This window comes from Ancylomarina sp. 16SWW S1-10-2 (genome assembly GCF_009669305.1).
GTDB lineage: Bacteria > Bacteroidota > Bacteroidia > Bacteroidales > Marinifilaceae > Ancylomarina.
On sequence record NZ_SADB01000006.1, the window covers coordinates 181,110 to 199,359 of the forward strand.

Annotated in this window: 20 protein-coding genes and 1 pseudogene; all 21 read right to left on the reverse strand. The window is 35.0% G+C overall.

From position 1 onward, the window contains the following. The gene (locus EMN46_RS06780) at window positions 1-1,590 is read right to left on the reverse strand and encodes a type I restriction-modification system subunit M (protein WP_154200041.1); all 1,590 of its coding nucleotides are present in this window, start codon (window positions 1,588-1,590) and stop codon (window positions 1-3) included. 394 nt (window positions 1,591-1,984) lie between these two features. After that, entirely contained in the window at window positions 1,985-2,911 is a 927-nt protein-coding gene (locus tag EMN46_RS06785) for a ketopantoate reductase family protein (RefSeq protein ID WP_154200090.1), read from the reverse strand. Between the two features lie 492 nt (window positions 2,912-3,403). Continuing rightward, the gene (locus EMN46_RS06790) at window positions 3,404-3,838 is read right to left on the reverse strand and encodes a hypothetical protein (protein WP_154200042.1); all 435 of its coding nucleotides are present in this window, start codon (window positions 3,836-3,838) and stop codon (window positions 3,404-3,406) included. Window positions 3,839-4,293: 455 nt separating this feature from the next. Beyond that, window positions 4,294-5,229 carry a mechanosensitive ion channel family protein gene (locus tag EMN46_RS06795; protein WP_154200043.1) on the reverse strand — a complete coding sequence of 312 codons (936 nt, stop codon included), beginning with the start codon at window positions 5,227-5,229 and terminating at the stop codon, window positions 4,294-4,296. Window positions 5,230-5,906: 677 nt separating this feature from the next. Continuing rightward, on the reverse strand, window positions 5,907-6,242 hold the full coding sequence (locus EMN46_RS06800) for a DsrE family protein (protein WP_154200044.1): 336 nt from the start codon (window positions 6,240-6,242) through the stop codon (window positions 5,907-5,909). Window positions 6,243-6,323: 81 nt separating this feature from the next. Next, entirely contained in the window at window positions 6,324-6,539 is a 216-nt protein-coding gene (gene nrtS / locus EMN46_RS06805) for a nitrate/nitrite transporter NrtS (protein ID WP_154200045.1), read from the reverse strand. A gap of 88 nt (window positions 6,540-6,627) precedes the next feature. Further along, a complete protein-coding gene (locus EMN46_RS06810) occupies window positions 6,628-7,290 on the reverse strand; it encodes a peroxiredoxin-like family protein (RefSeq protein ID WP_154200046.1) in 663 nt (220 codons plus the stop codon). A gap of 211 nt (window positions 7,291-7,501) precedes the next feature. Beyond that, on the reverse strand, window positions 7,502-8,173 hold the full coding sequence (locus EMN46_RS06815) for a haloacid dehalogenase type II (RefSeq protein ID WP_154200047.1): 672 nt from the start codon (window positions 8,171-8,173) through the stop codon (window positions 7,502-7,504). 172 nt (window positions 8,174-8,345) lie between these two features. Next, entirely contained in the window at window positions 8,346-8,618 is a 273-nt protein-coding gene (locus tag EMN46_RS06820; RefSeq protein WP_229130293.1) for a DsrE family protein, read from the reverse strand. A gap of 135 nt (window positions 8,619-8,753) precedes the next feature. Next, window positions 8,754-9,533: a peroxiredoxin-like family protein gene (locus EMN46_RS06825; RefSeq protein ID WP_229130294.1), complete on the reverse strand. Its 780-nt coding sequence runs from the start codon at window positions 9,531-9,533 to the stop codon at window positions 8,754-8,756. 15 nt (window positions 9,534-9,548) lie between these two features. After that, complete coding sequence (locus EMN46_RS06830) at window positions 9,549-10,589, reverse strand: SMP-30/gluconolactonase/LRE family protein (protein WP_154200049.1); 1,041 nt, start codon at window positions 10,587-10,589, stop codon at window positions 9,549-9,551. A 105-nt stretch (window positions 10,590-10,694) separates the two neighbouring features. Continuing rightward, the gene (locus EMN46_RS20395) at window positions 10,695-11,108 is read right to left on the reverse strand and encodes an NAD(P)-dependent oxidoreductase (protein WP_368667504.1); all 414 of its coding nucleotides are present in this window, start codon (window positions 11,106-11,108) and stop codon (window positions 10,695-10,697) included. Next, a pseudogene (locus EMN46_RS20400) lies at window positions 11,100-11,567 on the reverse strand (NAD(P)-dependent oxidoreductase); the annotation flags it as partial. The pseudogene EMN46_RS20400 and the gene EMN46_RS20395, both read right to left, overlap by 9 nt. Before the next feature lie 52 nt (window positions 11,568-11,619). Continuing rightward, entirely contained in the window at window positions 11,620-12,273 is a 654-nt protein-coding gene (locus EMN46_RS06840; RefSeq protein ID WP_154200051.1) for a DsbA family oxidoreductase, read from the reverse strand. 65 nt (window positions 12,274-12,338) lie between these two features. Then, entirely contained in the window at window positions 12,339-13,277 is a 939-nt protein-coding gene (locus tag EMN46_RS06845; RefSeq protein ID WP_229130295.1) for a haloacid dehalogenase type II, read from the reverse strand. 68 nt (window positions 13,278-13,345) lie between these two features. Further along, the gene (locus EMN46_RS06850) at window positions 13,346-13,897 is read right to left on the reverse strand and encodes a carboxymuconolactone decarboxylase family protein (protein ID WP_154200052.1); all 552 of its coding nucleotides are present in this window, start codon (window positions 13,895-13,897) and stop codon (window positions 13,346-13,348) included. A 148-nt stretch (window positions 13,898-14,045) separates the two neighbouring features. Continuing rightward, on the reverse strand, window positions 14,046-14,609 hold the full coding sequence (locus tag EMN46_RS06855; RefSeq protein ID WP_154200053.1) for a TetR/AcrR family transcriptional regulator: 564 nt from the start codon (window positions 14,607-14,609) through the stop codon (window positions 14,046-14,048). 148 nt (window positions 14,610-14,757) lie between these two features. Next, the gene (locus EMN46_RS20405; protein ID WP_154200054.1) at window positions 14,758-15,018 is read right to left on the reverse strand and encodes a cysteine-rich small domain-containing protein; all 261 of its coding nucleotides are present in this window, start codon (window positions 15,016-15,018) and stop codon (window positions 14,758-14,760) included. A gap of 193 nt (window positions 15,019-15,211) precedes the next feature. Then, window positions 15,212-16,000, reverse strand: a complete 789-nt coding sequence (locus EMN46_RS06865) for a hypothetical protein (RefSeq protein ID WP_154200055.1) — start codon at window positions 15,998-16,000, stop codon at window positions 15,212-15,214. 266 nt (window positions 16,001-16,266) lie between these two features. After that, window positions 16,267-17,004 (reverse strand): hypothetical protein, encoded by a 738-nt coding sequence (locus tag EMN46_RS06870; RefSeq protein WP_154200056.1) that lies wholly within the window; start codon window positions 17,002-17,004, stop codon window positions 16,267-16,269. Window positions 17,005-17,166: 162 nt separating this feature from the next. Next, window positions 17,167-18,180, reverse strand: coding sequence for a sugar phosphate isomerase (locus EMN46_RS06875; protein ID WP_154200057.1), 1,014 nt, complete (start codon window positions 18,178-18,180; stop codon window positions 17,167-17,169). Between the last annotated feature and the right edge of the window lie 70 nt (window positions 18,181-18,250).

Genomic DNA, 18,250 nt, shown 5'->3' on the forward strand with positions numbered 1-18,250 from the left:
TTAAAAGGGGCTTTCAATTTCCAATTGTTTGCAGTAATCGGCTATAGTTGCATCTGTAGTGGCCATGTCTGCATCTATGGCTTTAAGCTCTTTAGAAACGGCTGCTAAATCTACAGGATCTTCCTCTTCGAAGGTATCAACATAGCGGGGTATGTTTAGGTTGTAGTCGTTTTCGGCTACTTCGCTAAGGGGTGATATATAGCTGTATTTGTCTTCTAACACTCCCCTTAATCCCCTCTCAAGAGGGGAAACAAAGACTTTGTAGGTATCAATTATTTTATTGATGTCTTCTTCTCGCAAGTAGTTTTGGGTTTTTACTTTTTCGAAGTGTTGGCTGGAATCAATAAATAAGATATTATCCTTATTGGTTCTTTCCTTTTTAAGCACCAAAATACAGGTCGGAATACTGGTTCCGTAAAAGATATTGGCTGGTAAACCTATTACGGCATCTAGATAATTGCGGTCTTCTATCAGGTATTTACGAATGTGTCCTTCGGCTGAACCTCTAAACAAAACACCATGTGGTAACACGACGGCCATAGTCCCATTATCAGCCAACTGATGCACCATGTGTTGTACAAAGGCAAAATCGGCCTTAGAGCTTGGCGCTAGCTTTCCGTAAGGTGAAAAACGATCGTCACTCATAAACAAGGGGCTAGCACTCCATTTTGCCGAAAATGGAGGATTGGCTACAATGGCTTCAAAACGTTGATCTATATGTTGTGGTCGCTCAAGGGTATCTTCATTTTTAATGTCAAAATGTTTGTAATGCACATCATGCATAATCATGTTCATGCGACACAAGTTATAAGTGGTTGGGTTCATTTCTTGCCCATAAAATCCACTTACTGCCTTTACTTGTTTGGCTACACGCAACAACAAAGAACCTGAACCACAAGTAGGATCGTAAACCGATTTCAGCTGGTCTTTACCCACCGTTACCAGTTGTGCTAGCACTTTTGATACTTGTTGTGGGGTATAAAACTCACCTGCCTTTTTCCCTGCTCCGCTAGCAAATTTACCAATTAGGTATTCGTAGGCATCACCCAACACATCACTATCGGTATTTTCTATATCGAAATCAATCTCGTCTAAATGCGAAAGCACTTTTACAATCAATTCGTTTTTATCGTTTTCCGATTTACCCAATTTAGAACTCGTCAAATCTAAATCTTCGAACAGGTTACCAAAATCGTCTTCACTTTCTGATCCCATGGTACTTTGCTCAATGTGCGCTAACACTTTGGCCAAGTCGCCCAAAATAAATTGGTTTTTCCCGCCCGAGTTGCCTCTTTTGGCCAATTCGCTAAATAACTCTGATGGCAATAGGAAGTAACCCAATTTATCTAATGCTGCATCTCTCAATGCTGCTATCAGCTCTGCTTCTTGAGCATGGCCTTCTACTTCTGCAAAAGTAATTCCATCGGGTTCTAGAATTTCATTGGTATAAAGTTCCATCTTCGTACTTAGGTACTTGTAAAAAATGAAACCTAATATATAATCTCTAAAATCATCGGCATCCATCTTGCCCCTTAGGGTGTTGGCAATGTTCCAGAGTTGTTGTTCTAAGTGTGCTTTTTGTTCGGTCATCTATTATTTTTTATTGCTCTGCGAATTTAATCAAATCCTATATCTTAAGCTGTTTAGAATGCCTTTTTAATAGCATGTACAAGTGTGTTTGTTGCTATGCGACTTATATCATTCATCTGCAGCAATTTGGAAGATATAGTTGTAGTTGGGTCTAAACAGCTGTAATGAGCTTTTTAGAGCTTGCAAAAACAGTCAGAATTTTCCTCTAAATTTAAAGTCTTTCAAATTTATCAAAACAAACTCATAAACAAAATATAATCTTTTGGTAAAATATCTTAGACGATAAAAAAAAGAGTCAACAAACTAGAATAGCTTGCTGACTCTTTCCCTTATGTCTGTTATTAATGTAGAAGCTTCTCAATTCACTATTTCATAAAATTCCCATGTCAAGGATTTAGGCTTTACAATTCTTTTGTTCCAATAACTTGACCATGCCCAAAACAAATTTGTTGGCAGGTGTGGCAATGCCTAATTCTAGTCCAAAGCGAACTACTGTTCCGTTTTGGTAATCGATCTCGGAGCTTTTACCGCTGAGTACATCTCTTGCCAATGAAGACATGGAATCGGCAGGATAGGAATCGACAATTGCCATAGATTTTTCTACGATATCCTTAGGCAAATTGATGCTTTTTGCTTTGGCAATTTGACTCACTTCTGTCAATACATCTACCAATAAACTTCTCGATTCGGGTGTTTCACGAATCAGACCATAACCTTCATTGGCAATGGCTCCAAGTCCACTTAGGCAAATCAGGATGAATTTTTGCCAAAGAGAGGCATGAATATCTTCGCTTTGTTTACAGCGAATGTCTGCTTTCTCGAACAAATGCAAAACTGTTTTACATCTTTCACTTTTTGTTTGGTCCAGTTCTCCAAAAATAATCATGGGTTCGTTCAAACCAACATGGCTAATAACGCCTGGCGATTCTATAAAGCTAAAAATCATACATAAGCCGCCTAAAATTTGTTTTCGGTCGAAGAACTCGGCCAACTCGTCTGCAGCAAGAACGCCATTTTGCAGGGGAAGAATCCAAGCTTCCTTTTTTAATGTTTTGGACAGTTGGACAGCAGTCTCGCGAACTTGCTTGGCTTTGCAAGCAAAAATAACGAGATCGCAATCACTGAGATCTGAAATTTTATCGCTTGCATTAGCAGGCTGAATATGAACATCTTTTTTAATGCTTTTTACCTGTAAACCTTTACTTTGAATGGCCTTTAAATGTTCTCCTCGTGCCAAAAACTGAACATCGTTTCCTGCCGCTGCAAGTTTGGCTCCAAAATAGCCTCCAACGCCTCCTGTTCCTATAATTCCTATTTTCATTTGTTCTTTAAATTTCTGAAGATTGTTGTATTTCCTGTTTACTGCAACCTGAGCTGAAGCTCGGGACAATGCGATATTGTTGATCCTACTTTTTAACTTTACCAACCCGAGCTAAAGCACGGGACAAAACGATATTGTTAATCCTACTTTTTAACTTTACCATCCCGAGCTAAAGCACGGGACAAAACGATATTGTTGATCCTGCTTTTTAACTTTACCAACCCGAGCTGAAGCACGGGACAATGCGATATTGTTGATCCTACTTTTTAACTTTACCAACCCGAGCTGAAGCTCAGGACAATGCGATATTATTGATCCTACTTTTTAACTTTACCATCCCGAGCTAAAGCTCAGGACAAAACGTTATTGTTAATCTTGGCTTTACCCTTTTAACTTTTACACTTTAGCCTTTACTTCTTTAACCTTTATTCCTGTTTACACCATTTAATATTTCGGATCATTTCAAAAAACTAATTAAGTATTAAGTACCTGTCACACATTATTACTCTTCTTAACGTCTGAAATCTTTTTTAATTGATACAGATTAATAATATCGTCGATTTTGAAATATAAGATTGAGTTTAATAGAAGATAGATCATCATAAACAAAAACCCAAAGTGTATATTGATCCAAAAAGAACCAGCCGAACTATGAGCAATAAAAATGAATAATAGAAAAACTCTCGATATTTTTTTAGGCAGATAATACCCTAATATTGCAATCAAAATCAACCATAAAACTGAGATTACAAATAGTCCAGAAACATGATATTTCATAACAAAAGCCCCAAATGGATTAGCTTCATTTGCAAGATCCAAATTTCCATTCCAATATTCTGCTGGCTGATAAATAGTCGTTATCACAATATCAAATAGACTTGCCCAAATGGCAGGAATTATGGCTAATAATTTTACTCTCTTTTCCATGAGGTGTTTTTTTAATTCATTTATTAAAGTAAGCCCGAGCTAAAGCACGGAACAAAACGATATTGTTGATCCGGCTTTTTAACTTTACCATCCCGAGCTGAAGCACGGGACATAGCAATGTTGTTGATCCGGCTTTTTAACTTTACCAACCCGAGCTGAAGCACGGGACAATGCGATATTGTTGATCCGGCTTTTTAACTTTACCATCCCGAGCAGAAGCATAGGACAAAACGATATTGTTGATCCTACTTTTTAACTTTACCATCCCGAGCTAAAGCACAGGACAAAACGATATTCTTGATCCTACTTTTTAACTTTAACATCCCGAGCTGAAGCATAGGACTAAACGATATTGTTGATCTTGGTTTTACCCTTTTATTTTTTTTACTTTTATACTTTTTCCTTTTTAACTTTTCTACTTTCTACTTTCTACTTTCTACTTTAACCTTTAGCTTTTAGCCTTTAACTTTTCCTTCTTTAAACTTATCTTCAAGCACAACTCTAGTTCGAGGCAAACTTTCAGGATAGTTCTTTTGAATGAATTCAATCATTTTTTCGCGAATAAAAACTCTTAGATCCCAAGCTGTGGGCGAATTTTTAGCACTTACCAAAATACGGATTTCTAAGCTGCTTTCCTTCGAATCGGTTACCTGAAGAACATTCACATCGCCATCCCACAAGTCGGTCGATTCCAGCAGTCGAGTAAGTTCTTTTCTAAGGGCATCGAAAGAAATGCGGTAATCGGTGTAAATAAAAACACTACCAATAATGTCGGCCGTGGTTCTTGTCCAGTTCTGAAAGGGTTTCTCAAGAAAATAGGTCGTGGGTAGCACCAAACGCCGCTTATCCCAAATGCGTACCACAATGTAAGTTAGATTAATTTCCTCTATCCATCCCCACTCATTTTCAACCACTACGGCATCGTCTACCCTAAAAGGCTGAGTAATGGCAATTTGAATTCCCGCCAAAAGTGCCCCCACAATTTTTTGTGCCGACAAACCAATAATAATTCCCACAACTCCTGCCGAGGCGAAAATTCCAACGCCTATTTTTCTGATGCTTTCGATGGAAAGAAGAATGAGCCCAATGGCTGTGAGAATAATAATGAAGACGATGACTTTTTGGAGGAGATTAATCTGAGTATGCAGTTTCCTCGATTTTAGGTTGTCTTCGCTCGAGATATCGTATCGTTTCAGCAAACGTATTTTGAAAAGACGAAGTGTTTCAATGATAATCCAGGAAACACTGGCAATAAAGAGAGCATGTTTGATGATACCCAAAGTAGAATCGTCGCGAAAGTACGATTCATCTATAAAGCTAAAAACAGACTTGCTGACGAGTAAGAATATCAGAATGAGAAGACTAATCAATAATCGGCTGTATTTTTTCATAGAACAAAATTTTAGACTTGTTTGTTGCCTCACAGGTAGAACCAATATGCCTTACCGTGTGGCGAATAAAGTTCGTTTGCCGATTATCTTGCAAAATGCGTGGTCGGTAAATTAATTTTGAAATATGAATGTAAGCATCTTTTGGTTCATCACAAACAATCATAAAAAAAAAGGGTACTACTACCATTTGAGTGGAAATACGTCAATTACGGTATAAATTTGATGAAATAGCTCATACCCGTCAGCCTGATTCCGATAAGCAAAGAAAAATTCCACAATCTTAATCATATCTTATCAAAACATTTTGAGCGTGTTTTGTTAGGCAGAAACCAGTAAATGGCCTCAGAAGGCGATGGGTAAGAATACAAAGGAATCATTAGTAAAACTGGGAAGCTCGGAGGAACGAGGAGATCACCCTGTTGCACTTATGATACCTGAAGTATTTACCCTGAGTCTTATGGAGACTTGATCTTTTGTTTCTTTTGGATTAAGCCAAAAGAAAAATATAAAAAAAAATATTGGGTATAAAAGCAAAACCCCAATACCATATGGTATTGAGGTTTGCTTATGTTTAAGCACAATTTTCATTTTATGATATAGCCAATTACCTGATTTAAAACAGAAAGAAATTGAAAAAAATCAAGCTTAAATTAAATTAAATTGCAAGGACAAACTGCTTACAAACTCAACATTTTTTCATCACTCTTAATGTAAGCTGTCAAGGGTTCTCCCATATACTTCACATCAAGCTCAAGTTTCTCTAAAATACTGCTTACACCATATCTATCGGCACAAGCTCGGCAAGCTTCAATAGTAACACCAGCGGTTAGCATTTTTTGTACTTCCAATTGAATTTGATCATCTTCGGCAATGAGTTTTGCCGATTCACCCCACACAATAATGTTGATTTTTTCCCACCAGCCATTACTCAATGCATTGGTTGAATACATGGAAATCATATTGATTACAGTGTCTTTATTGGTAGTAGTCCAAAGGATATTTAGTTTATTCATGTTTAAATTTTATTGATTTGATAAATATGAAAATTAATAATTTTTAAATTTAATAGTTAACTCAAATGAACAAAATGGAAATTACCTTTTTAATTGCATAATTGATTTCACGGAAGAATACGTTGATACGGAATAGGGAACTAAATAAGTTATCAGCATTTGTATTATCTGTCCTGTTGATAGGGTATTTGCAATAATGTCGGGACCATGGTTAATAAATCCCAATAAGGTTCCTACAAACAAGGAAAGCTTAATTGCAGTATCAACAACTTGTTTCGAAAAAACTATTTTCCACATTTCTAATCTTGATTTATTGTAACTATCAAATGATATCAGCACAAACTATGATTATATAATTTATACCGAGTGGTGATATTCTAATGATTTATTTTTTTAGAGACTGAAGTTCTTTTAAAATTTCGGTAGGTTCTGCACGTTTTGTATAGTCTGCATCTATAAACGAGTAGATGATTGTACCATCAACATTTATAATAAAAGTTGTAGCAAGTGGTATCTCAAATTGTCCTTCTCCGTTATGTTTTTCAAGATCAATACCAAACTCTTTATAAACTTCAAGAATTTCCCCTTCTACTGTATATACAATACCAAGCTCTTTTGCGTAATTAGAGTTCGCATCCGTAAGTACTTCAAATTCTAAATTGTGTCTTTCTGAAGTTGTTAATGACTCATCAGGAAGTTCAGGAGTGATTGCAACAAGCGTTGCTCCTGCGGCTTTAATTTCTGGTAAAATATCTTGGTAAGCACGTAGCTCAATATTACAATATGGACACCAACCTCCACGGTAAAAAGTGATAACAACAGGTCCATTTTCAAGTAAAGAAGACAATTTGCTTTCTTCTCCCAAATGGTTCGGCAATGTAAAATCTATAATTTTATCTCCAACCTTTGGTGCTGCTTCAACAAGACCTGAAGTGCTCAATTTTTCAAAATCATCAACCATTATTTTTCTTATGTCTTCAGGTAATTGAGAAAAATTACTTTCTTTTAATTCAGTAAGTCTTTCCTGAATTGTTGCTATATTTTCCATATCTATTGTTGTATTTATTTGTTCTTTTATTTGGTGGGGGAAATTGATCAGCACAAACATTGCAGCTTGTGCTGATTCAAGTCTAGATTATTTTTTAGACCAAGCAAATTTTTGGAATCCCTTATCAAAATGCGTTGCAGCCTCACGATTCACTTAGTTACGGATCACTTTTTGTGATAAACCTAAAATTACTTCAAGTGTTTCGAACAACTTAATTATTTAGCTCAGAAGATAGTTCATCTAAGCCTTTAATTATTGTTGTTGGTTCAATACCCCAAGGGTCAAAAATAGAATCTTCTGAACGCTGAACCCAAGCTGAACGCATACCGTACGAAACGGCACCAATTACATCAAATGGGTTGCTCGAAATTAACCAGGAATCTGTTTTTGTTGAATTTGTTTCTTTATTAAAATGCTTGTATACCAACGGACTTGGTTTAAATACTTGAATATCTTCAACACTTACAATTCCATCGAATAATTCGTATAAATCGGCGTTTATTAAAAGATTGGTAATTGCATCTGAACTTCCATTAGAGAAAGCATATAATTTATGCCCCGACTTTTTAAGTCCTTGTAAGCCGCCTTTCACATCAGGGAATGAGGGCAATACAGTATAAGTTACTAGTAAAGCATCTTTTTGAGCTGCACTAAAATCACTTTTAAAAACCTTGCAACAATACGCTAAAGCATCGCTTGTGCAAACAGAAAAATAAGCATATTTATTCATTAAGCCTCTCCTAAATGAATATTCTAACTGCTTACTTCTCCAAGTATCCATAAAAGCTTTTGCATCTTTACCAACTAAATCTTTCAGCGTATCATAGACTCCTGTTGTGTCTATTAATGTCCCGTAGACATCAAATGCTAAAGTGTATTTCATTTCTTATTTTTCAGTGTTTTTTTTAATGTTTCTGATTTCTCTTTTAAACTTGGAAGCCAAATATTGTGGTACTTATCCAAATTTTCTTCCCTCTTTTTATTTGTTGTATTATTTGAATGCTTACTAATACTTAAAAAAGATGTCAAACTAACTATCTCATTTTCAACTCAACCTAAAGTGTTATTAAGTTTTCACCTTTCTTGATAATTTCAGTTAAAGGTTCTTCCATATACTTCACATCAAGCTCAAGTTTCTCTAAAATACGGCTTACGCCATATCTATCGGCACAAGCTCGGCAAGCTTCAATAGTAACACCAGCGGTTAGCATTTTTTGTACTTCCAATTGAATTTGATCATCTTCGGCAATGAGTTTTGCCGATTCACCCCAAACAATAATGTTGACTTTTTCCCACCATCCTTTACTCAATGCATTGGTTGAATACATGGAAATCATATTGATTACAGTGTCTTTATTGGTGGTTGTCCAAAGGATATTTAGTTTATCCTTTTTGATTTTTACTTGAATATGTATTAATCCTGCCTCCTCAATACGAAGAGGCAGAATCTATAAAATTAGTTTCTATTTTGAAGCATTTATTTTTTCAAGAGCAGCGATGATATCATCTGGTTCAGCACGATTTCTATAATCAGCATCTAAAAAGGCATATTGAATCATTCCTTTTTGATCGATTACGTAAGTGGCAGCCAAAGGCAATTCGTTGCTTTCGTCACCATTGTAGCCATGAAGATCGAATCCTTCCTGATAGATAGCAGCTACTTCGGGTGTTAATTCAAATACCACGCCGTATTCTTTTCCTACTTTATTAGCCACATCACTCAATACAAGAAAATCAAGACTGTTTTTTTCTGTCGTATTCATCGATTTATCTGGCAATTCAGGAGTTAAAGCAATTAAAGAACCTCCCGCTTTTATCATATCAGGCAATCTTTCTTGTAAATAGTGCAAGGTAATATTGCAATAAGGACACCATCCGCCACGATACCAAATAAGAACAACAGGTCCTTTTTCCAACTCACTATATAAGTTAACAGGCTTATTCATTTGGTTCTTCAGCGTAAAATCAGGAACCTTATCGCCTACATTTAGGGCTTTATCAAGTATGCCCGAGTTTTTCACGGCCTCTGTACCTTCCCCGTAAATTTTCTTCTTTTCATCCGAAGCTGCTTTTCCAAATTCAACTCGTCGTTTGTCGAGCAGAGCGTCTAAGGGTTTCACCTTCTGCATACTTGTTTCCATAGTATTCTGTTGTTTTGTTTTATCTTCTTTATTTGTTTTCGTTTGACAACCTACAGTCATCAGCAATACGGCAAAAGCCGCCACTATTCCTTTTGTATACATAGTTTTTATTTTAGATTAGTTAGAATTAAATTGAATTAGCTCGTAAGCCTGACGCTTATTTTCAGGTAAATAAATTTGAGAGGTCGTGAAATAAATATTCCCTTTATTGTCTTTGGCAAAGGAATCAGCCCATCGTATGGATTTATCCTGAATGAATTGAAGCAATTCTCCTTTTGTATTTATTTTGTTGATTGAATTATCTTCTAGTCCGCCTAGCCACAAATTACCTGCCTTATCAAACAACATACCATCTGTTGCAGGAATAGTCATCACCTTTTCAACATTTTTAGCAACTTCTTCCTTCGAGAGATTTAAATCGTTTAGCACAGAAGTTGGAATTCGATATAAAGTATGACCTGTTAGGGCAGCATAATATAAATACTTCAAATCAGGGCTTAGAGCAATACCATCGGATTGAACTGAATTTTTCCAAGTTAGTCCATCGCAAATCAGAGAATCTAATTCACTTTTTGTGGACGAATGCTTATCGAGCAATCGGCGCGAAACACCCGTTTTTAGATTTAAAACGATAAGAGCACCAGCTCCAGAATCACTTATGTAAGCTATTTCACTTTTAGTATCGATGCGAACATCATTAAAATAGGAATCACCAACATAAATTTCTTTGGGAAAAGTATAGGCTTTTTCTTTGGTATTGCTTTTAAGATTAAACTGATATAAAATGGGTCCTCCCTCTACAATACCTTTAAAAAACGGGTTTCTAGTGTCTAAAATCCAAAGTCGATCTTTTTTATCGATAAAGACTGACTGCACAGCTAAAAACGATTTTGTATTTCCATCCTTGTTCCAATCTTTATTCGGATAAGCCTGAGCTTTTCCATCAATAATTTCGCCCACGCTAATGGGTACATCATTCGACCATCTAGGGTAATTAACAAACACTCTATTATCAGAGCTTACTGCAACTCCAGTCCACTGTTTGGCTGATGATGCAACAAGTTGTAGTTGAGTGTCCGTTTTCTTTTGTTTATTTTGACAAGCAAATGTTGCAACAACCAAAAAAATAAGAACTAGGTGAAGGAATTTTGGTTTCATAGGTATCGAAATTTTAAATCAAGCCTGAATTATAAAGTTAAATCTTTTAGTACTATTTTCCTCTTCTATCTGAATCAGAAGGGAATGTGACCTTAGGTCATTAAATTATTTTTTCTGCTCTAGGTATTTATAAATAGCAGACACATCTAATCTTCCCATTCCAGCTTTAGCGGCTTCGGCATATAATTCTTTTGCCAGATTAGCCAAATAAAGTGGTTGCTCATTTTCTTCAGCAGTAATACTTGCCAAATTCAAATCTTTAAGCATCAATTCCAAAGGAAAATGTGCTTCGTAATCGTCATTTTTAATGCCTTGTGCCTTCATTTTAGAAACCGGTGAACCCACTACCGAGTTGGGAATGGTATCCAGAAGAAATTCTTTAGAGATCCCCATTTTCTCGCCCAAAAGAACAGTTTCTGCAAAAATGACTATCGTTTGAGCAAGCATCATGTTAATGAGCATTTTATAAGAAGTACCTTTACTTATTTCTCCTATTCGTAAAGTCTTTTTGCTCATCATATCAATATAAGGCGCAACTTCATTTAGCGTATTAGCATCTCCACCCACAAGAAAAACGAGTTCTGCATTCTGAGCAGCCATTTTTGAGCCTGAAACGGGTGTGTCTAAAAATCGAACCTTATTAAGCTTGGCTTCATCTGCTTCTCTAATGCTAAAGGAAGGATTAACCGTTGAACAATCTGCCCAAATTGCATCTTCCTTCATTGCTTGTAAAACGCCTTCTTTGCCAAAAAACACAGATTCGACAACCTCAGGCGCAGACAACATACTAAATACAATATCAGCATCTTTTACAGCTGACAGAGCCGAATTAGCAATTTTTACATTTTTATTTCCAGAAGTTTCAATTTTCTTTGGCGTTCGGTTATATACGGTAAGATCAACATTATTTTTCGCCAGATTCGCAGCCATTCGGCTACCCATAATACCTAAACCTATAAAAGCAATTTTCATTTTTCGTCTTCTTTTATCAGTGAATTTGAGTGTCTTTCAATGATTCTTTGCAGAGGGATTACTTTACGTTTTGATTTAACAAATCTGTTAAAATTTGTTTGTAAACATCTACCGTTTGTGATCCCACAAGAGAACTAGATTGGTTGATAACAATTGTAGGTACCGATGAGATGCCTTTATTTCGCCAAAAAGCCTCCTTATCAATAATCTGTTTTCGGCAATCCTCATTTTCGAGTATCTCTTTGGCAGCATCAGCATCTAAGCCAATATGTTTTATTTCCTCAAGCAGAATTTCGCGATCAGAAACATTTTTTCCTTGACTAAAATAGGCTTCGAACAAACGCATTTTTAGTTCTGTTTGCTTGCCCGATTCCTTTGCATAAGCAAGTAAAACATGAGCGTCTCTAGTGTTTACAATTCTTTTACCTTCAACAAATTCAAAGGTAAAATCGACTTCTTTTCCCAGTTGCTGCATGTTGGCTTGTGAATTTCGCCATTGTTCAGGCGTACTGCCATATTTTCGATTAACATGCTCAAGAATGTCTTCACCTTCCATAGGCATATTAGGGTTCAACTCAAAAGCTTGCCATGAAATCTCTACTTTATCTTGTATGCCCATTTCGGTAATGGCTTCTTCCAATCGCTTGTAACCTATCACACACCAAGGACAAACAACATCGGATATAATATCAAGTTTAATTTTATTATTCATATTAGATAGTTGTTTATGTTACGAAAGAACTCGGCGCAAGCCACAAGACTTACTTCGAGTCATTTTTACTTATTCATATCTTCAGCGTATTTTTTCTGAAGAATTGATACGAGTTCCGTTATATTCTTAACTACATAATCGGGTTCATCCACATTGGGATAAAGTACTTTTCCTGGTCGAGCAACGAAAGCGGTTTGAAAACCGACATTTTTAGCACCTGCTAAATCCCAAGCATGCACAGCCACCATCAATACTTCTTCTGGTTTTACCTGAAGATCGTCAAGCACCATTTGATAGGTGTCTGGATGTGGTTTATATTTTTTTATACTTCCAATAGTGTAACGTTTTTCAAAATAATCAGTCAAACCAGCATTTTTAAACTGAGTTTCAACTCCTATTGCCGATGAATTTGTTAAACTTACAATATGATAAGTGCCTTTATTAAATGCCTTTAGTCCAGGAACAACATCGGGATAAGCTTGTAAAGAACGAAGAGGCGTTACAATTGATGATTTGGCATCCTCATATTTCATATCGATACCTTGCGTTTTGGCAACCATCATAAGTGCTGCCGTTCCAATTTCGCCAAATGGGTGATAATTATCGCTTAGTGTTTCTACCAAAGAGTAGTGCAACATGGTAGAAAACCACAAAGGCAAAAGGTCTTCTCTCCCATTAAGTGCTTCTCCTACCGATTTTTTCAATGGTGAAAGATCCAATAGGGTTTCATTCACATCAAATACGATTACTTTTGGCTTCAATAAGGTGTTTATTTCAGCAATTTGATTCATTTTGGAATTAGCATGTTTGCTTTCTTGTGCTTGCACAGATGTTTTTATTCCGAACAAAATGATTGCAAGAATCATGATTTTTGAACCTGAATTTTTGATGGATTGAAATGCTTTTTTCATACCTGTCGTTACGCCCAAACCCATATTGGAATCGCTAATTTCATATTTTGTATATGCTCTCAAAAGGGCTATATTTTTTGTTGATGGATTCATAAGTTAATGATTGTTTTAAACTATAAAAAGTATCGCCTCCACTTACAAAAGTATGAGGCGATAGAATATTATTTTTTTTCCCAAGCATATTTTTGGAATCCCTTATCAACAGGCGTTGCAGCCACACGATTCACATAGTTACTGATCACTTTTTGTGATAAACCTAAAATAACTTCAAGTACATGACGTTGTTCGTATCCAGCAGCAAAAAATGCTTCTAACTCTTCCTCAGTAACAGCACCCCTTTTGCGAACAACAGAAAGTGTAAAGACGTGCAATGCCTGAAGTTTCTCATTTGGAACTGGAGTTCCATTTCTTAAGGCATCCGTAATGGCATCATCTACCTGCATCATTTTTGCAATAGCAGTATGTGCTGGCACACAGTAATGACACTCATGTTCTACGTTAATCGTTTGCCATACAACAGTTAATTCATCATTGTTAAACGAAGTATTAACGAATAGTTCGTGTAATTCTTGGTAAGCTTTCAGCAAACCAGGAGATTCCGCCAATACAGCATGTAAACCAGGAATCATGCCATAAGCTTTTAATGAATCTTCTAATAAGGCTTTGCTTTTTTCTGGTGCTGATTCTACGGTGTGTATTCTAAATTTAGTCATAATATTCTAATTTTTAATTGATTATTAATTCATCTAATGTTTTCTAAGCCATCGCTTAGTTATATTGTAAAAAAAATGTACGCCTTTATTTATTACTTACTACCAACTACTCATATATAAGCAAATGCTTAGTTTTATTACAAAAAAACTAAAAATCTCTAAAGGTCATTTCTATATAATCACTAAGCTCCTTTTCACTAGCTACTTTGGCTGCAACAGATAAACCTTGTTTTGCTATAAGTAGGTAATTGGATTGTTTAATGAGTAATTCTTCATCTTCTTCTCCACCTTCTCTCAACTTCTCAATAAATAATTCTTTAATAGCAGTTGTAAATAAAATGACTTGCTCTTTTATTAATTTGTCTTCACTATTAGCAAACTCATTTAAAGTATTTGTAACAAGGCAACCCTTTGGAGTACTACAATCACTAGGCGTATTTATCGAATCGTAAAAAAAAGTCTTGATGCCTTCAACACCATTCGTTGAATTTCTTAGCTTTTCGATCATTCCTTGTAGATATCCTTCGTAACAATGAATACTTTTAAGGAAAAGCCCCTGCTTACTTCCAAAACTTGAATATATAGAGAACTGATTGATGCCCATAGCCTTTTCAAGCATACGAACAGATGTTGCTTCGTACCCATTACGCCAAAAAAGCACCATTGCTTTTTCAATAACTTCTTCTTCGATATATTCTTTTTTTCTAGCCATTACTTAATTATTACACTACAAAACTAATCACTTGCTTAGAAACAAACAAATGCTTCTTCTTAAAAATTTGTTAAATATCATTAACTCAAAAACGACAACACTTAGAATCAACTGATTACAAGTATTGTCATCTACAATTTCAAAAGATTTATTCTCGTTCACCAGCAATTTTAGTCACCATTTTCATTTTGCTCATAATATAGGCATGAGAATCTCTTTGATGAGGTATGATGCATTCACTACAATCTTTAAATCCATGAGTGTATTTAAAATTTCCACCGCATTTATCCTTCAACATGTACAATGGACAAAAACAAAATAAGCAATTAAAATCTTCTTCTTTAATTCCTTTATGACATGGAAAATATTCACATTTCCTATTTTGGTTAAACTTATAATTTTCTGACATAATACTATTAATTCAAATTTGTGTTCATATTAGGCTGACAAAACTATTCAATTGCTTAGAAATATGAAAGCAATTTTGATATGTCCTATAAACTAAAAATAAAAAAATCCACATAAATATAAACTTATGTGGATAGTTCAACAATTCTGTTAGTATATATTATTTATGGCTTAAATATTAGCAACGAACCAAACTATATGGTTTCAGCAGATAACTTATTCACTTCTTGTTCTTTATTCAGATGCCAGTAAGTATATATTAAAAGACCACTTGAGATTGGACTAATAATAACACCTAAAACTGTTGATAACAATAGTCTTGTATCAATAACATTAAAAATACGATCTTCTCCTAATAGCAAAGAAGGTATGTAAGTTGATAATACAGAAATACCTATAACAAATAAGAAAAGTAGAAAAACCATCATCCTGTTAGTTTCAAACAGAGCTTTACTCTTATCAAAATAGCTAGTTTCTTCTGGTTGAAGAATACTAACATTTATTGACAAACCATAGTTTAAAACTATGTACAAAATTGAGATAACTGCCATGACTATAAAGACAGCTTTCAACAAAACATTTATATTTAAGTTTATTGCAACAATAAATAGTACCACAGGTATAATAATTAGCATTATTAACTTTACCATATTACCTAAATAATTCCAAAATAAAGACTTAGACTCTTCAAACACCTTAGATGTTGATGTATCACGAGAATTTATTTTATCATCGATAAGCAAAAATAATGAAATAGAAACTCGTGAACCATAATAAACCAAACCAAATATAAAGAACAGAATACTTAATAAAATAAGTACAATTTGATAAGTCGTATCATCCTGATTAGTTGTATAATATTGAAATGCTTCATAAAAAAAACTGAGTGCGCCACTAATCACCGAAAGTGATATGAATAGGTTATAGTTCTTCTTAAACAATTCTATTGATTTTTCTAAAAATTTAATAATTGTTGTCAACATATTTCTATTAGATTATTTTTTGTTTTTGATAGCAAATCAACTTTTACATGGAGTTTATATTCTATGTGAATTGTAAAAAGCGACACTAAATTATACAATATAAATAGATATTCATACTATTTACTTATCAATAATATGATAATAAAAAATCCTCATAGGTACGACTTATAAGAATTTCAATATATGCAGTATATTTAACTAGTATGCCCATTTATTAATTTCTGAATTCAAATAAACGTCACATTCTGTTATACCAGAAGAATAAGCTAATCCACATTTTTATTCTCTCGAGATAAATAATATTGATACACTTTGGTAAAAGCATGCTCATACCTTGCCTCACAATCAGTAATACTTTTCTCAAACTTCAAGCTTTTAGGAACACCTAGCCAGAAAATACCTTTGCCTTTAGCCATACGTTCCAATCGACGAATCGCTACTGGTGACAATTGATTATAAATGGGTTCCAAAATTTCACACTGTTCAATCTTACCATTCCTAATATCCCAATCAATAGCTTCTTGACCTTTTAATATTCTATCCGAGAAATAGATTTCATTAAGTAAAGGGAAAGCAAAGGCAAAAACGCTCTTTGCACCCTCGTTCCCGAACCAAACAACTTCACGATTTCTAACAATAAAGGCTCGAATAAAAAAATTGTCGAATTTAGAAAGTTGTCCTGCTACAATTGCAGCTACTCCAACAGCATTTATTTCTTGACCTAACTTTTTTCTTTCAACATCGAACCACAAATAAAAATCCCTTACCTGACTAATTGTTTTATATTTTAAATACCCTTTTTCAACAGTGAGATTAAATTGATTCGCCAACTTCCAGTTCTCAGTATTTCTTCTTCTATCTTTTTTCAACCAACAACCATCTTCTAAAAAATCATGATGTGTCTCATTTTGATATTTTTTTAAATTTTTCCATTCTTGGGAAAATACAGGCTCTGTATTCAAAAAAAGAAATAAGCTTGCTACCAAGAAGAATGCTATCCTCATAATTAATGTGATTTTCGTTTTGTTTACTTTATGATTTAGACTGCTAGCTAAATTCAATATATATAATGGGAATATATCCCCAAAAGAGGGAAATCGTGTTTGAGAGCTGAAGACTATTTGCATCCAAACCTGTACTCTATTTGTCATTAAGTCTTAATGAATCTAAACCAGGGCTCCCATTTGTTGTTTCAAATACGCGTCATACTTCACCATTGTAGGCGTAATAAATTCGTGTACAATGGTATGTGGTTGAACAAAATCGACAATTTCCTTTACCCGCTCTGTTTGGAAAGGAAGATGCTGATCAATTTTTAAGACGTGATTTTTTGCTGAATTATATTTTTCGGTGTGATTCAAATTTTCCCAATCGGCAGGTAAGCCTTTTCGCATTTGCTTTAATTGATACTCACCAGACAAACTCAAATTTAAGTGTATAGACTGAATTCGTTTCCTGATATCAGAAGAAAGTTGATTCAGCTTTTCTAATACAAAATCCACAGCCTCATCTTCGCAACGGAGTTTCGGATTGGTATTCATCAAATGTCCTGTATCTAATACAAAATTCCATTTGTCGAAGTTTAAAAAACCTGCAAAATCATCAGTCAATGCCGAATCTAAAAAATTTAAACCTGGCCACCATAGGTTTTCAATACCTATTACACATGGTGGTTCTCCATCAGAAAACTCATGAGCCGTTCTATTTAAAAGTTCCGAAAAACTCTGCAGAACCTCCGTATCAGTATAAGTAAATTTACGTGTAAAGACGTGTTCCAATTCAACATGAGCCGCATGCATTACCGCCTGTTTCGGATTATAAACTGCTGCAAGTTCCCACACCATTTTCTGCGTGGCAATCATCTCTAGTTGATTAGAACCGCCACAACAAGACTGAATATGATCGGCAGGCATAGGCGGAAAATAGGCTTTCAATCCCTTCTCTCCTTTTCGCCATACGTCAAGCCAAGTTATCCAGAAAGGTAAATGAATACTCTTTACGAGCTCTTTGGGAATTTCATCGGATGCAGGTTCATAGCCTATCAACAATTCAAGTCCATCAGCATCTGACTGTTCTATATATTTCTTTAAACCTTTCCAAGCACCTTCTACACGTTCCAAATCTGAAGCGTAAACCGAAAAATCCACCAAATTATCATACCTCATATTCCTTTCTTTCATCGGCTCAAAAATAGGATATATTTTAAGAGCAAATCCTTATCAAGTTCAAAAACTTATATCAATTTCATAT

Excerpts from the sequence above, each read along its gene's own strand:
- EMN46_RS06780 (WP_154200041.1), bottom strand. The coding sequence starts at position 1,590 with ATGACCGAACAAAAAGCACACTTAGAACAACAACTCTGGAACATTGCC.
- EMN46_RS06785 (WP_154200090.1), bottom strand. The coding sequence starts at position 2,911 with ATGAAAATAGGAATTATAGGAACAGGAGGCGTTGGAGGCTATTTTGGA.
- EMN46_RS06790 (WP_154200042.1), bottom strand. The coding sequence starts at position 3,838 with ATGGAAAAGAGAGTAAAATTATTAGCCATAATTCCTGCCATTTGGGCA.
- EMN46_RS06795 (WP_154200043.1), bottom strand. The coding sequence starts at position 5,229 with ATGAAAAAATACAGCCGATTATTGATTAGTCTTCTCATTCTGATATTC.
- EMN46_RS06800 (WP_154200044.1), bottom strand. The coding sequence starts at position 6,242 with ATGAATAAACTAAATATCCTTTGGACTACTACCAATAAAGACACTGTA.
- nrtS (WP_154200045.1), bottom strand. The coding sequence starts at position 6,539 with ATGTGGAAAATAGTTTTTTCGAAACAAGTTGTTGATACTGCAATTAAG.
- EMN46_RS06810 (WP_154200046.1), bottom strand. The coding sequence starts at position 7,290 with ATGGAAAATATAGCAACAATTCAGGAAAGACTTACTGAATTAAAAGAA.
- EMN46_RS06815 (WP_154200047.1), bottom strand. The coding sequence starts at position 8,173 with ATGAAATACACTTTAGCATTTGATGTCTACGGGACATTAATAGACACA.
- EMN46_RS06820 (WP_229130293.1), bottom strand. The coding sequence starts at position 8,618 with ATGTATTCAACCAATGCATTGAGTAAAGGATGGTGGGAAAAAGTCAAC.
- EMN46_RS06825 (WP_229130294.1), bottom strand. The coding sequence starts at position 9,533 with ATGTATACAAAAGGAATAGTGGCGGCTTTTGCCGTATTGCTGATGACT.
- EMN46_RS06830 (WP_154200049.1), bottom strand. The coding sequence starts at position 10,589 with ATGAAACCAAAATTCCTTCACCTAGTTCTTATTTTTTTGGTTGTTGCA.
- EMN46_RS20395 (WP_368667504.1), bottom strand. The coding sequence starts at position 11,108 with ATGATGAGCAAAAAGACTTTACGAATAGGAGAAATAAGTAAAGGTACT.
- EMN46_RS06840 (WP_154200051.1), bottom strand. The coding sequence starts at position 12,273 with ATGAATAATAAAATTAAACTTGATATTATATCCGATGTTGTTTGTCCT.
- EMN46_RS06845 (WP_229130295.1), bottom strand. The coding sequence starts at position 13,277 with ATGAATCCATCAACAAAAAATATAGCCCTTTTGAGAGCATATACAAAA.
- EMN46_RS06850 (WP_154200052.1), bottom strand. The coding sequence starts at position 13,897 with ATGACTAAATTTAGAATACACACCGTAGAATCAGCACCAGAAAAAAGC.
- EMN46_RS06855 (WP_154200053.1), bottom strand. The coding sequence starts at position 14,609 with ATGGCTAGAAAAAAAGAATATATCGAAGAAGAAGTTATTGAAAAAGCA.
- EMN46_RS20405 (WP_154200054.1), bottom strand. The coding sequence starts at position 15,018 with ATGTCAGAAAATTATAAGTTTAACCAAAATAGGAAATGTGAATATTTT.
- EMN46_RS06865 (WP_154200055.1), bottom strand. The coding sequence starts at position 16,000 with ATGTTGACAACAATTATTAAATTTTTAGAAAAATCAATAGAATTGTTT.
- EMN46_RS06870 (WP_154200056.1), bottom strand. The coding sequence starts at position 17,004 with ATGAGGATAGCATTCTTCTTGGTAGCAAGCTTATTTCTTTTTTTGAAT.
- EMN46_RS06875 (WP_154200057.1), bottom strand. The coding sequence starts at position 18,180 with ATGAAAGAAAGGAATATGAGGTATGATAATTTGGTGGATTTTTCGGTT.